At 67.6% G+C, this 13,714-nt stretch carries 14 protein-coding genes; 7 read left to right on the forward strand and 7 right to left on the reverse strand.

The annotated features are described in order from the left end of the window. Positions 1 to 70 precede the first annotated feature (70 nt). Positions 71 to 1,006, forward strand: a complete 936-nt coding sequence (gene aglG / locus P1L40_RS01955; RefSeq protein WP_284009634.1) for a glucosyl-dolichyl phosphate glucuronosyltransferase — start codon at positions 71 to 73, stop codon at positions 1,004 to 1,006. Positions 1,007 to 1,009: 3 nt separating this feature from the next. Beyond that, the gene (locus P1L40_RS01960) at positions 1,010 to 2,149 is read left to right on the forward strand and encodes a glycosyltransferase family 4 protein (protein WP_284009635.1); all 1,140 of its coding nucleotides are present in this window, start codon (positions 1,010 to 1,012) and stop codon (positions 2,147 to 2,149) included. 27 nt (positions 2,150 to 2,176) lie between these two features. On the opposite strand, the gene P1L40_RS01965 is transcribed toward P1L40_RS01960, so the two are convergent. The 4 genes from P1L40_RS01965 to P1L40_RS01980 form a co-directional block, all read right to left on the reverse strand. Continuing rightward, positions 2,177 to 3,526, reverse strand: a complete 1,350-nt coding sequence (locus tag P1L40_RS01965) for a sulfatase family protein (protein WP_284009636.1) — start codon at positions 3,524 to 3,526, stop codon at positions 2,177 to 2,179. A gap of 81 nt (positions 3,527 to 3,607) precedes the next feature. Beyond that, positions 3,608 to 4,567: a lipopolysaccharide biosynthesis protein gene (locus P1L40_RS01970; RefSeq protein ID WP_284009637.1), complete on the reverse strand. Its 960-nt coding sequence runs from the start codon at positions 4,565 to 4,567 to the stop codon at positions 3,608 to 3,610. Next, positions 4,564 to 5,046, reverse strand: coding sequence for a hypothetical protein (locus P1L40_RS01975; RefSeq protein WP_284009638.1), 483 nt, complete (start codon positions 5,044 to 5,046; stop codon positions 4,564 to 4,566). Before P1L40_RS01975 ends, P1L40_RS01970 begins: the two co-directional genes overlap by 4 nt. Positions 5,047 to 5,050: 4 nt before the next feature. Next, the gene (locus P1L40_RS01980; RefSeq protein ID WP_284009639.1) at positions 5,051 to 6,427 is read right to left on the reverse strand and encodes a sulfatase; all 1,377 of its coding nucleotides are present in this window, start codon (positions 6,425 to 6,427) and stop codon (positions 5,051 to 5,053) included. Positions 6,428 to 6,523: 96 nt separating this feature from the next. On the opposite strand from P1L40_RS01980, the gene P1L40_RS01985 reads away from it, so the two are divergent. Genes P1L40_RS01985 through aglJ form a run of 3 tightly spaced genes read left to right on the forward strand, consistent with a single transcriptional unit; the run spans position 6,524 to position 10,028 of the window. Continuing rightward, on the forward strand, positions 6,524 to 7,498 hold the full coding sequence (locus tag P1L40_RS01985) for an alkaline phosphatase family protein (protein WP_284009640.1): 975 nt from the start codon (positions 6,524 to 6,526) through the stop codon (positions 7,496 to 7,498). Between the two features lie 25 nt (positions 7,499 to 7,523). Further along, positions 7,524 to 8,966 carry a sulfatase-like hydrolase/transferase gene (locus P1L40_RS01990; RefSeq protein ID WP_284009641.1) on the forward strand — a complete coding sequence of 481 codons (1,443 nt, stop codon included), beginning with the start codon at positions 7,524 to 7,526 and terminating at the stop codon, positions 8,964 to 8,966. A 48-nt stretch (positions 8,967 to 9,014) separates the two neighbouring features. Next, complete coding sequence (gene aglJ, locus P1L40_RS01995) at positions 9,015 to 10,028, forward strand: S-layer glycoprotein N-glycosyltransferase AglJ (RefSeq protein ID WP_284009642.1); 1,014 nt, start codon at positions 9,015 to 9,017, stop codon at positions 10,026 to 10,028. On the opposite strand, the gene P1L40_RS02000 is transcribed toward aglJ, so the two are convergent. Next, the gene (locus P1L40_RS02000; protein WP_284009643.1) at positions 10,025 to 10,351 is read right to left on the reverse strand and encodes a hypothetical protein; all 327 of its coding nucleotides are present in this window, start codon (positions 10,349 to 10,351) and stop codon (positions 10,025 to 10,027) included. The genes aglJ and P1L40_RS02000 overlap by 4 nt on opposite strands. 76 nt (positions 10,352 to 10,427) lie before the next feature. Further along, positions 10,428 to 10,772 (reverse strand): winged helix-turn-helix transcriptional regulator, encoded by a 345-nt coding sequence (locus P1L40_RS02005; RefSeq protein WP_284009644.1) that lies wholly within the window; start codon positions 10,770 to 10,772, stop codon positions 10,428 to 10,430. Between the two features lie 136 nt (positions 10,773 to 10,908). Between P1L40_RS02005 and P1L40_RS02010 the strand changes: the two genes are divergently transcribed. Together P1L40_RS02010 and P1L40_RS02015 are read left to right on the forward strand one after the other, a co-directional pair. Next, on the forward strand, positions 10,909 to 11,328 hold the full coding sequence (locus tag P1L40_RS02010; protein ID WP_284009645.1) for a DoxX family protein: 420 nt from the start codon (positions 10,909 to 10,911) through the stop codon (positions 11,326 to 11,328). Between the two features lie 57 nt (positions 11,329 to 11,385). Beyond that, entirely contained in the window at positions 11,386 to 13,050 is a 1,665-nt protein-coding gene (locus tag P1L40_RS02015) for a rhomboid family intramembrane serine protease (protein ID WP_284009646.1), read from the forward strand. On the opposite strand, the gene P1L40_RS02020 is transcribed toward P1L40_RS02015, so the two are convergent. Continuing rightward, positions 13,047 to 13,673 carry an METTL5 family protein gene (locus tag P1L40_RS02020; RefSeq protein WP_284009647.1) on the reverse strand — a complete coding sequence of 209 codons (627 nt, stop codon included), beginning with the start codon at positions 13,671 to 13,673 and terminating at the stop codon, positions 13,047 to 13,049. The two genes, P1L40_RS02015 and P1L40_RS02020, sit on opposite strands and share 4 nt — an antisense overlap. Between the last annotated feature and the right edge of the window lie 41 nt (positions 13,674 to 13,714).

Genomic DNA, 13,714 nt, shown 5'->3' on the forward strand with positions numbered 1-13,714 from the left:
GCATAAGCCTTTTGACCTCCGCCGAAGCGGGATGGAAACGCCTAAAACGGCAGGTGGCACACCTGCGGGCATGCGCGTCTCGGTCGTCGTCTGTACGCACGCGATGGACCGGTACACTGACTGTTACGAGGCCGCCCGGAGCGTGCTCGACCAGACCCACGACGATGTCGAACTCGTGTTGGTCTCGGACGGCGACGAGGCCGTCGCCGACCGGTTCCGGGCCGACTTCGGCGACCGAGCGGACGTTCGGATCCACTGCAACGACGAGAACGTCGGGCTGGCGGTCAGCCGCAACAACGGCGCGGCGGTCGCGACGGGTGACGTAGTCGCGTTCCTCGACGACGACGCCATCGCCGATCCGTCGTGGGTGGCCGAACTCGTCGCCGTCTACGAACAGCGGGACGTGCCCGCCGCCGGCGGTCGGATGGTCCCGGCGTGGGTCGCCGGCCGGCCGTCCTTTCTCCCCGACGAGTTCTACTGGCTGATCGGTGTCACCCACCGTGGGTTCGGTCCCGACGGCGACCCCGAACAGGCGGGCGAAGTCCGCAACACGTTCGGCTCGAACATCTCCTTCCGGATGGACGTGTTCGAGGCCCTGGACGGGTTCGAGAAGGAGATCGGCGGCCGGACCGGGGACAAGAACCTCCAGGGCGAGGAGACGGAACTGTGTGCCCGGATGCAAAGCGAGTACGGCCACGGCGTCTACTACACACCCGCGGCCGTCGTCGCCCACAAGGTCTTCGACTACCGCACGGACCCGGGGTGGCTCGTCGACCGGGCGTTCTGGCAAGGCTACTCGAAACGCGGGATGGAGGTCCTCGTCCCGGAGTCGACCGGCGACGAATCGGATTTCCTCTCGTCGTTGCTGTTCGAGTCGGTCCCCGACAGACTGGACGGCGTGGTCACGTCCCCCTCTCTGGCCGGCGTCTTGCAACTCATCTTCCTGTTCGTGCTGACGGCCGCCGTCGGCGCGGGCTATCTCTACGGGGCGACGGTGTGGAGGTAACCGATGACCGACGAGCTGCCGAACGTCTGTGTCGTCACGCATCCGCTGGCGGCCGCCGGCGAGAACGCCACCCGGAGTCTGCTCGACATCCTCGCCGCGATCACCGGTGTCGCGCTCGTGACAGCGGATCTCCCGGCGGACTCGGAGATCAGAGAGCGCCGCGAGCTCGTCGAACTCACGCAGAAGGGCGCCGGCGACTCCGTGGTCGTGGCCGCCGTTCGATTCCTCCTGAACCAACTGCGGATGTGTCGCGTGCTGGCCGACCGCGACGAGGAGGTGGTGCTGTTCTACGGCGCCACGTCGTACGTGCTCCCGATCCTGGCCGCGCGACTGCTTGGCAAGACGGTCCTCGTCGAGCCACGCGGGGACGTGCCGCTGACGCTCCGACTGACCTGGGAACAGCGGATGCCGGCGCCGCTGGCCCGGACACTCGCCGGCGCCGTCGGACTGCTCGAACGAACGGGCTTCGCGCTGGCAGACGGCGTCGTCACCTACACGCCCGAGATGGCCAGACAGCTCGACCTCCATCCCGAAGCACCGACCGTCTATCCCACCGGAGCGCGCTACGTCCGGACCGACGAGTTCGACATCGAGACGCCGTACGCCGACCGCGAGCGCGTGGTCGGCTTCCTCGGCCGGCTCGACGAGGAGAAGGGAATCCGCGAACTGGCCGAGGTAGCGCGCTCGCTCCCGGAGGACGTGACCTTCCGGTTCATCGGCGACGGCGACCTCCGGGCGTGGCTCGAAGCCGAACTCACGGCGGAGATCGCAGCCGGTCGGGTGGAACTGACCGGCTGGGTCGACCACGACGACGTGCCCGAGCAGTTGAACGAGCTCTCCCTGCTCGTGTTGCCCTCACAGCCGACGGAGGGACTGCCGACGACCATCCTGGAGGCGCTTTCCTGTGGGACCCCGGTACTGGCGTCGCCGGTCTCGGGGGTTCCGGACGTTGTTCGGGACGGCGAGACCGGCTTCCTCGTCGAGTCCCGCGAGCCCGCGGCACTCAGAGACGAGATAGCGGCGATACTGGCACGTGACGACCTCGCGGAGTTCAGTGATCGGGGGAGAGCACTGATCGAGACTGAGTACAGTTTCGAGGCGGCCTGTGAGCGGTACCGGTCGATCCTGCGGGCCGCCGGGTAGCAGCGACGCGTCGCCAGCCGTCGGGCGTTACTCGTTGTACCCCAGCCGGCGGAGCCGCTCTTTGACTTCCTCGTTCATGTCCGGGCGCTGGATGTCGTCCCGTTCGGTCGACTTGACGAGCTGTCGGTGGTCGTCGAGATGGCCGCGCAGTTCGGCGACGACATCGGGGTAGTCGTCGACGACGTTCTCCTGTTCGCCGGGGTCGTCGACGAGGTTGTACAGCTCGTCAGGCGCGTCGGAGTGCTCGATGTAGTTCCACTCCGCGTTGCGGACGTGGACGTGATCCTCGCCGCTCTCCTCCTCGTAGCTCCCGAAGACGGCGGTGCGGTCCCACTCGCCGTCGAAGACCAGGCGACGGAGGCTCTCGCCGAAGTAGTTGTCCGGCACCGGCAGGTCGGCGGCGTCGAGCAGCGTCGCGGGCACGTCCGCGAGCCCGACCATCTCGTCGTACTCGCCGGCGTCGTCCCACCCCTCGACGAACAGCGGGACGTGGGTCTTCACGTCGAGCAGCCGAGCGCCGCCGAAGTAGCCGTGTTCGAGGAAGTGGTCGCCGTGGTCCGCGGTCAGCGCGAACAGGTAGTCGTCGCCCCACTCCTCCTCGACGGTCTCCATCAGCCGACCGACCTCGGCGTCGTTGAACTTGATCTCGGCGTCGTAGAGGTCGATGAACGTCTGGTGTTCCTCCTCGGTGACGTTCTCGGGCTCTTCGAGGAACTTCCGGCGGAGCTGGACCGACTCGCGTTTCGAGACGGGCTCGTCCATGAACTCCCGCTGGTACTCCTCGGGCGGCAGGAACGGGTGGTGAACGTCCATGTAGTGGACCCAGACGAAGGAGGGTTCGTCGCCGTTTCGCTCGATGAACTCGATAGCGCGGTCGGTCATGTCGTCGGCCGGGAGGTGGTAGTCGCCGACGTTGATCCCCTGGCTGGACTCGACGAAGTCGTACGCTCGCTGGAGGGCGCTCAGGACGGCACCGTCGAGGTTCGTCTTGGCCCACTTGCGGAGCTTCGAGGTGGCCGACTCGTCCGGTGCCGAGTCGAAGAACTCGTCCCAGCCGCGGTCGTAGCCGAACTCCCCGGAGACGTAGAGGTTACAGTTGAACCCGCCGGTGTGGAAGCCGGCGTCCTGGAACACTTCCGAGACCAGGGTCTGATCGTCGGAGATCCGTCGGTGACCCCCGTACATCCCCGTCGTCACGCCGGTGAGGATGCTCGGAAACGAGAAGCGGGTGCCGCCGACGTGGGCGTGGGTGTTCATGAACCGACTGCCCTGGCGGGCGTACTCGTCGATGTTGGGCGTCACATCCCGCTCGTAGCCGTGGTAGCCGACGTGGTCCGCACGAAGGGAGTCGATAGTTACGAGAAGGACCTTATCCATAGGCTCGGTTGCGCAACTGTCGCAGTTAAGCGTTCTCATACGAACGTGGACTGACGGCCGGCTCAGGCCCGGTACCGGCCGTCAGATGCTGACAGGGAGCAGCCCGGTGACCTTCGTCCGGGCGCGCGTCGAGAGTGCGAGCCAGACGGTGCCGTAGATCGCTGCGCCGAGGGCGACGAGGACGAGCGTCCCGGGGCGCCCCGCCGGGACCCGGCCGACCACGGGCCAGACTCCGGCTGCCATCGCGAGGCTGGCGAGGAACTGTTTCGCGATCTCGCCGGTCGGAACGCTGATCGAGCCCACCAGGCTCCGCAGGACGATGTATCCGCCGACGGTCCGCAACACCGTCGAGATCGCCGTCGCGACCGCGGCGCCGTACCAGCCGACGCGCCACACGAGGACGACGTTCAACACGGCGTTGACGGCGACGAACACGATGTTGACGCGGAAGGCGGCGTCGGGGCGGTCGATGGCGTTGATGACGTTCATCAGCTGGGAGGCGTAGACATCCGCCAGGTAGGCCGTGATGAGGATGAGCAAGATTCCGGTCCCCTGGCCGAACTCCGGGCGGTAGAACCGGAGGATGCGCTCGCCCAGCACGAGCGCACCGAACAGGCCGGGGATGACGAACACGCCGCTGAACGCGAGCGCCTCGTCGAGGTAGTGGCGGATCTGGTCGAACTGCTCGGAGCCGCTGATGTCGCTGACCTCCGGAAACAACGTCTTGCTGATCGAGGCGCTGGCCATCGCCAGCATCGACGCGATCCCCCACGCGGCCTCGTAGATCCCGATGAGCGACGCGCCGACGAAAAACGAGAGGACGATCGTATCCAGCCAGCCGAACACCCGGCCACGGAGCGCCCCTACCCACGCGAACTTCGCGTAGTCGAGCATGCTCCGGAGTTGGGCGAGACTCGGCAGTGACGGGCGTACGTCGCTGAGCAGGATAGCCGCGAGCGCCGCCAGCACGAGCGAGCCCGCGTGTCCGAGTGTGATCCCGGCGACTCGAAAGCCCACGTAGAGGACCGCGACCTGGATCACCGTGCGGCCGACCCGTTCGGCCGCCTGGACGCCGCCGCCGAAGGCGACGCGCTTTTGCCCTTCGAGGAGGCGACGGCGCTCCGGTAGGCCACGGCGCCGACGAACAGCGCCGCGATCTCAGCGTCGTAGGTGATGAGCACCCGCATTATCTCCCGGTTCCGTGAGACGATACCGCCCAGGGCGTCGCCGGCGACGAGGACGACGGCGGCGCCGACCGCGGCGACGGCGGTGTTCAGCGCGAGGCCGCCGCCGAGAAAGCCCGCGGGGTCCTCGCCCTCGCTCATCCGCTTTTTCATCGCGTTGGCGACTGCGTTGGCCGGGATGACGAGCCAGAAGAAGCCAAGCGAGAGCGCGACGGCGTACTGGCCGAGCCCGCTGGGGCCGAGAAAGAGGGCGATCAGGAACGTCGCCGCGAAGCCCGAGAGGGTGATGACGACCTGCGAGCCGAAGTGGAGAGCGGCGGTCTTTCCGAGCTTCATCCCGTCAGATGTACCCCAGGTCCCGGAGCTGATCCTGTACCTCGTCGGAGAACTCTCCCGTCTCGGCCTCCGTGTCGGGCTGGCCGTGGACCGCGAGCCAGTCGTCGAGGGCCGCCGAGAGCGACGCGAGCGTCTCCGGCTGGGCGTCGGCAACGTCGGTCTCCTCGTCGGGGAGTTCGAACAGTTCGGGGTCGTCGTCGCTGGTCAGCAGCTTGTGCTCTTTCGTCCGGAGCGCCGTCAGCAGCCCGCTGTGGAACTGGGAGGTGTCGAAGTCCGGATCGTGTTCGAGGATGGCGTCGTAGCCGACCGACACTCGCTGGGAGACGGCGAACTCGCGGACCTCCTCCCGGAGGTCGACGCCCATCGTGTCCTCGTGGTCGGCGTCGGCCATCGCGAGCAGCGTCGCCATCACGTCGGCGTGCTGGACGAGGTCGTCGGGACCGGCCGCGAGGTCGCCGATGCCGTCGATGACCAGCGGGACCCGCGTGACCGCGTCGTCGAGGACGTACCGGTGGGCCAGGAGCCCGGCCTCACCGAACAGTTCCCCGTGGTCGGCGGTGACGACGACGATGGGGTCGTCCATCGGGAGCGAATCGATGTACGACAGGAGCCGCCGCACCATGTCGTCCGTGTAGGCGATCTCCGCGTCGTACATCGCGTGCAGCGCCCGCCACTCCTCGTCGGTGAGGTTACAGCCGTCCGCGATGATCTCCGCGAAGTCGTAGTGGATCTCCAGGGCGCGCTCGGCGGCGGCCTTGGGCGACATCGAGAGCCCGTCGGTGTACCGGTCCAGGTACGGCTTCGGCGGGTAGTAGGGGCGGTGGGGCTCGTTGTAGTGGAGATAGAAGAAAAAGGGCTCCTGGCTGGCGAAGTCGTCGAGCCAGTCCTTGGCGACCTCGTTCATCAGGAACGGCGAGGCGTGTTTTGCGGTGTCGAGGGTCAGGCCCGCCGAGTGCGAGCGGATGTTCAGCAGGTAGCGCAACAGCGTGCCGACGCCGGCCTCGTAGACGTTGGAGGCGGCGAGCCACTGGAACCGGTCGAAGCCGCGGTCGAGCCCCGTCTCGGGGCTGACGTAGGAGTTCCGCGAGAGGCAGGCGGTCGTGTATCCCGCGTCAGAGAACCGCTCGGCGATAGTGCGGACCCCGTCCGGGAGGACGTTGCCGTCGATCCCGAGCGTGTTCCGGGACGGCGTGTAGCCGGTCAGCATCGCGCCACTGGAGGGCAGTGTCGACTTGCTGTGGGCGATGCACTCGGTGAACTGGTGGCCCCGACGGCCGATATCGGCCATCGTCGGGGTCGTGTCCCGCTCGTAGCCGTCCATAGAGGTGTGATCGGAGCGGACGCTGTCGAGCGTGATCCAGACGATATTCTTGCGAGACATACCCTGTTACGTAGCGTTCATCCCGCCGACTGTCTTTTCGGTTCCGGTTCGTCTCCGAAAGAGATTAATTCGCCCGCGGTGCCTTTCAACCTACCAATGGTGCTAGTCGTGCTGGGGATCGACGCCCTCGATCCGGAACTCGTCGACGAGGACCGCCATCCGCATCTCACCCTGTCGGCGCACCACGCCATCGAGACGATCGACTCCGTCGAGGGCGAACCCAGTACGCACGAACTCTGGCCGACTATCATCACCGGGCTCACGCCCGCCGAACACGGCCTCGAACTCGACGACGGCGTCTCCTGGGACAACCCGCTGTTGAACCTCGGGAGCACCGTCGCCGACTACCTGCTTCCGGGCGGCCTCCAGACCCGCCTGGGCGCCTGGTTGCTGACCAACACGAGCGAGGACGCCTTCCGGGAGCGGGCGAGCTACTACGCCGACAACGGCCTCACCACCGTCTTCGACGGCCGGGAAGCCAAGCCCATCGGCGTCCCGAACTACGTCGTCGACCCCGACTCCGAGGACCGCGAGCACAACCTCCGACGGAACCTCGGTGACCTCTTCGAACGCGACCCCGACGCCACGGGCGGACACACCTCCTCGGACCCGGCGGCGTTCTACGAGGAGTGTCTGGAGATGTCGATGGTCCGCATCGCCCGCGCTCGGCGGGGACTCCGGGGCAAACGTCACGAACTCGTCTTCGCGTACACGAGCGGCCTCGACCTCGTCGGCCACATCGCCCACAGCCAGCCCGCGATGCAGGAGCGCGCGTACGAAGAACTGGACGAGTTCGTCGGCGAACTCCTCGCGGACCTGGACGAGGACGACGAACTCCTCCTCGTCAGCGACCACGGCCTCCAGGAGGGGGTACACACCCACGAGGCGATGGTCGCGGCCACGGACGAGCGACTCGTCGCGGACATCGAGTCGGTCACCGACGTGCGGGCCGCGATCGACGCCGAACTCGACGCCCACGACCACTCGCCGTCGCCGCGGGACGACACCGCCGACGTGGCCGCGGGCGGCGAGCGCGTCCAGGAGCAACTGGAAGACCTGGGGTACATGTGACAGTCCCCGAGCAGTGAGTGATACCATGAACGTCCTACTGATCATTCTCGACAGCGTCCGAGCACGGAACCTGAGCCTGTACGGCCACGCGAACGAGACGACGCCCTTCCTCTCGTCGTTCGCGTCGGACGCGACGGTGTACGAGCAGGCCCGCTCGCCGGGCGCCCGGAGCGTCACGAGCCACACGTCCATCTTCACCGGCCTCCACGTCGAGGAACACAACGTCACCGCCGCGAAGTACCGGATCGACCCCGCCCACACCGTCTTCGAGCAGCTCCGCCGGGACGGCTACGCGACCGGCGTGTTCTCGGAGAACAACTGGATCACCGACGTGGATGTCGGACTCAGCGAGGGGTTCGACCACGTCGCTGGCGCCCGGAGCGCGATGTTCCCCGAGGCGATGAACCCCGAGTCGTTCGTCTCGAACCACGGCCGAGGCGCCTACAGCGAGTATCTCAAGGCCGCACTGCGGAGCGAGCAGCCGCTGAAATCCCTCGCAAACGGCGTCAGCACGAAACTCTCCTCGGACTACCCGTCCTACACGCCGGAGTTCATGAAGGCGTCGACCCCAGCGACCACCTACATCGACGAGTTCCTGCACTGGCAGGCCGACCGGACGGGCGACTGGGCCGCGTGTCTCAATCTCATGGACGCCCACATCCCCTACGAGCCCCGAGGTGAACACGACATCTGGGGTGGGTCGGAGTGTCAGTCCCTCCACGACTCCTTCCTCGACCACAAGTGGGACTTCGCCTCGGGCCGGCGCCCCTGGTGGCAGAAGAAAGCCGTCGAAGCGCTGTACGACGGCGCCATCCACGAGATGGACGCCGCGCTAGAACTGCTGGTCGAGCGGTTGCGCGAGCGTGGCGAACTCGACGACACGCTCCTGGTCGTGACCAGCGACCACGGCGAGGGCTTCGGCGAACCCAGCTACGTCCGGAATGACATCCGCGTGGCCGAACACGGCGTGTCGATTCACGACGCCGTGCTCCACGTCCCGCTCGTGGTCCGATTCCCCGGCGAGGGCAGCGGGGAGCGTATCGCCGCGCCGGCGTCGCTGACCGAGTTCCCCCGCGTCGTCGAGGCCGCCCGGACGGGCGAGGCAGACCGCGACGAGTTCTGCCCAGACGGTCCCGTGATCGCGTCGGCCGTCGGGCTCGACGAACCGCTCCAGGAGCGGGCCGGCCAGTACGTCGACGACCTCTCGCCGTGGCTCTCGACCTCACGAGCGGTCTTCGAGCCCGCCCCGGACGGCGAAGTCGACAAGTACTGCACCGGTCGTGACGGGTCCGCGACCGTCCGGGTCCGAGACGCACAGACTTCCTACCGCACCGCGACGACAGGTGCCGACGAGGTCGAGTCCGCCTTCGCCGACATCGGCGACGCCGGCCTCCGTGAGGAGGGCGACGGCGTCGATGCCATCGAGGGCGACACCTATCAGCGGCTCGAAGACCTCGGGTACGTATGACCCGCCAGACCCAGTGGTTTTTATCGCCGGGGAGTGGAGCCTCCACCAATGGCTGACCGCGACGATGTCTGTGTGCTGTTGCCGGCCTACAACGAGTCGGCGACGATCGAGCCGGTCGTCCGCGGGTTCCGCGAGGAAGGGTTCGAGAACGTCCTGGTCATCGACGGCGGGTCCGCCGACGACACCGTCGAACTCGCCGAGGCGGCCGGTGCGCGCGTCGTCCAGCAGTCCGGGAGCGGGAAAGGCCAGGCCGTGCGTGAGGCGGTCCGCCGGTACGTCGACGCGCCGTACGTCCTGATGGCCGACGCCGACGAGACCTACCGCCCGGACGAGGCCGGGCGGATGCTCGAACCGCTGTTCGACGGCCGGGCCGAACACGTCATCGGGAACCGCTTTGCCGATATGCGGCCCGGCGCGATGAGCCGGCTCAACCAGACCGGAAACAGCGTCATCAACTGGGCGTTCTCGGTGATCCACGGTCACCAGTACGTCGACATCCTCTCGGGCTATCGCGCCTTTACCCGCGAGTCGTTCGAACAGCTCTCGCTGTCCTCGGACGGCTTCGGCATCGAGACGGAGATGGCCGTCGAGTGTGTCAAACACAGCGTCCGGGTGACCGTCGTCCCGATCACCTACGAGCCCCGCCCCGACGAATCGGAGACGAACCTCCACCCGTTCCGGGACGGCGCGACGATCATCCTCACGCTCTACCGGATGGCGAAGACCAACAACCCGCTGTTTTACTTCGGGAGCGTCGGCTTCGGGTCGATCGGGCTGGGGATCGTGCTTGGCGCCTACGTCGCCTACGACTGGTTCGTCAACAGCATCTCCCACGAGGTCATCGCGATGGTCGGCGGCATCGCCATCGTGTTGGGCCTCCAGTTGCTCATGTTCGGCGTCCTCTCGGACATGATCGTCACGGTCAACCGCGAACAGACCCGGCGGCTCGAAGACATCGCACGGAAGCTCTCGGAGGAGACACAACCGGCCGAGACGGCCGAATCCGACCGCCAGAGCGACGCGGAGACCGAGGCGGTCGCGCCCGGGGACGGCGAGGACTAGAAGGGGACGAGCGAACGCAGTTGCGAGATGATGCTGTTGCTCGTCGCCTCGCGCTTGCGCTCGAACACCGGGTGTAACGCATCGAGGAGTTCGTGCTCGTTCTCGAAGTGGTGTGTCCCGGTCTCGCCGAGGGCCTCCTCGACGGTGACGGTGTGGCCGGCCGCGTCGAACGGCACCTCGATGTGGCCTGCGGTCTCACGGACCTCGTCGGCGGTAGCCGGATACGAGAGCTCGGTCTCGGTCAGTCGAGCGTCGAGGGCGGCGATACCGAACTCGATGACATCGGGTTCGTCGGTGTCGTCGGCTGGTGGCCGTACTCCCATTACCCCTCGTTAGGACGTACTCGGTGGAAAGTCCTGTGCTGTCGACGCATACTACCGGCAAGCCAGCCGGCGCCGCTCAGTCCGCGCCCGGCGCCAGCCACTCGTCGGCCCAGTCCTCGATCTCCTCGAACACCGGACAGAGCGACCGTCCCTTGTCGGTGAGTCGGTAGTACGTCGCGACCGGCGCGTCCTCTTCGAGCCGGCGCTCGACGAAGCCCATCTCCTGTAGATCGTCCAGCACGCGGGACAGCGTCCGAGAACTGGCGTCGGTCGCGCGCTTGAGTTCGTTGAACCGGCGTTCCCCGTCCTGGAGTTCGTGGAGGACGACCAGCCGCCAGCGCGACCCGATCTGGTCGAGCGATTCGATGACGGCACAGGGACCCTCGTCGGCGTCTGCCTCGTGGCGAAGTTCGGATGACATCGGTGATACCTGGTCACCTCTATGTCCGGGAACCGATAAATAGGTTCGGATACGAACCACGTAACGCAATGAAACCACACCCACAGTTCCGACGGACCGACCCACGATCGACTGCCGGCTCGGCGGTGAGCGCCTGATGGCCTTCGAGACGGCCGGCGCGGCCGAGCTGTTCCTGCTCGGGCGGGTCCTGTTCGGCGGCGTCCTCGCGTTCACCGGGCTGAACCACTTCCTGAACGACGACGGGATGATCCCCTACGCCGAGGCGAAGGGACTGCCCGCGCCCGCCGCCGCAGTCTACGGGAGCGGGGGGCTGCTCGTCGTAAGCGGCGTCCTGGTGATTCTCGGGGCGTACCCGGTGATCGCTGCCGGCGCGCTGGCGACGTTCCTCGTCGGGTCCGCGGTGACGATGCACGACTTCTGGGCGGTCCCCGAGGACCAACAGCAAGACGAGATGACGCAGTTCCTGAAAAACGTCGCGCTGGCCGGCGGCGCGTTCGCGCTGCTTTCGGCCGCCGGGACCGCCTGGCCCTACAGCGTCGGCCTCGGACTGGTCTGACACCGCTCCGACACGCGTCGTCACGCCTAAGCCGTCACCGCCCACAGATGTGTGTAGATGCTTCAGTCGTTGCCGGTGCCGGCACTCCCGGGGTGGCTCCCGTTTCGGGAACTCGTCGTCGTGGTCGCGGTGGTGGGGTCGTTCGTCGCGGTCCGGCGGCTCTCGGGCGACCGGCTCGCGGACCCGCTGCGTCGCAGGCTCGTGCTGGGCGTCCCCTGGGGAACGCTGCTGACGATCACGGGCGTGCTCGCGCTGTATCTGTTCCTCCAGGGCGCGTGGTGGCACGCCCGCCCGCTTGTGACGCCGTTCCGGACCTGGTCGTACTTCTATCCGCTGGGCATCCTGACCGGGCCTTTCACCCACAGCGGGCAGGGCCACGTCGTGGGCAACGTCATCGGGACGCTGGTCTATGGCACCGTCGTCGAGTACATCTGGGGCCACTACCCGTCCGAGCGGGGCACACAGACGTTCACCTCGTTGCGGACGAACCCCTACGCGCGGGTGCTCGCCATCCCCGCCGCGTCGGTCGTCGTCGGCGTCTTCACCGGCCTGTTCTCGCTGGGACCGGTCATCGGCTTCTCCGGTGTCGTGTTCGCGATGGCCGGGTTCGCGCTGTTGATCCGTCCCTACCTGTTCCTCGGTGCCCTGGTGACCAACCGCGTCGTCGACCTGGTGTTGACCGCGCTTCGGTTCCCCGAGCCGACGGTGCGGGGCCAGAGCCGCTTCGTCACGCCGTGGTGGTCCGACGTGGCGATCCAAGGCCACGCCATCGGAGTCGTCGCCGGTATCCTGCTCGCGGCCATGCTGCTGTGGGCGCGCGGCCGGCGCCCCGACCCCAGGCGGGTGTTCGCCGCCACCGTGGTGTACGCCGCTTTCCAGGGGCTCTGGGCGGTGTACGTCCCGCTGGGCAACGCCCGGTTTACGCTGTTTCGCTGGCTCGGAACCGCGCTGGTCTTCCTGCTCGCGGCGGTCGTCGCGGCGGCGACGGCCGACACGGACGAGCACTTCATCCTGCGGCCGCGGTTCGAGGCGGGCTGGATCGGCTGGGCCGGTGTCGTCCTCCTGATCGTCATGGCGACGCTCAGCCTGGGCGCCGTGCCGGGGAACCTCACGTCGATCGACGCCGACGACGTGCCGGAAGACGGGATCGAGATCCGGGACTACGTCGTCGCCTACGAGGAGGACGTGTTGAACCAGTACGCGGCCAACATCCCGACACCGATCGAGACCGAACAGACGCGGGTCAACGAGAGCGGGATCGTCGTCGCCAGCGACGCCAGGGAGATCTGGATCGCGCAGGTTCCGAAAGGCCAACTGGCGACCAGCGGCCGGGCGTCGGTGACCGTCGGCGGCGTCGGCTGGCGCGAGACGGTGTTCGCCAACCGGACGACCTGGAACGTCGCCGGAAACCGGTCGGTGTACGTCGTCCAGCTGTGGCGCCGGGGCGAGGCCCCCCGGACCAGCTACCGGTCGCCGCCGTCGACCGCCGACGCGACGATCGGCGGCCGGAACGTGACGCTCCGGCCGGACGGAAGCGGGTTCGAACTCGCGGTTTCGCAAGGGAACGAGACGCTGGCGACCGGACCCGTACCGGCAAACACCTCTACGCGAGAGATCGGCGGGCTGACCTTCGAACACAACCGCAGCCGCCTGTACGCCGAGTTCGACGACACCCGCGTGCGGGTCGCGACGGTCCGGGTCCCGCCGGGCCAGCGGACCTAGGTCCACTCGACGCGGTACACCTCGACCGTGATCTCGCTGCGGTCGGCCTCGTGGAACTCGAACTGGCGGGGGAGTTCGAACGCCGTCTGGAAGGCGTGTGTCACCCGTCCGCCGTTGTCCTCGGCGAAGGCCTCGACGAACGACTGGCTGCCCTCGTTGTGGACCGAATAGGAGACCGACGAGAGGGCGGCCGCGGTTTCGAGGAACGCCCGGTCGGCGTGTTCGTTGTCGGCCTGTGCGCCGAAGGGGGGATTCATCACGACGGTCGTCTCCTCGACGGGAGGACACAGCGGCGGGACGGTCGCGTCCGCGCGGACCCACGACACCGAGGTCGTCGATCCGACCTTCCGCTCGTTGTCCCGAGCGGTCGACAGTGGTGCGGCGTCGATGTCGAGTCCGACCACGGTGTCCGGGCCACGCAACGCGGCCCCGAGCGCGAGCATCCCCGTGCCACAGCCCAGATCGACGACGGTCCGGCCGTCGAGATCGCCCTGAAGGTCCGCGGTGTGGACGAGGTGGGCGGCGAGGTCCGGCGGCGTCCGATACTGTTCCAGACTGGCGCGCGGATCGTCGAACCCCGCCACGACGGCGAGTTGCTGGGCGAGGGCGCTCTTCGTGGGCATCGTCGGCGATACACCGCGTTCGTGTAAAGTTGTTGTGCGTC

The organism is Haloarcula pelagica (assembly GCF_030127105.1).
GTDB lineage: Archaea > Halobacteriota > Halobacteria > Halobacteriales > Haloarculaceae > Haloarcula > Haloarcula pelagica.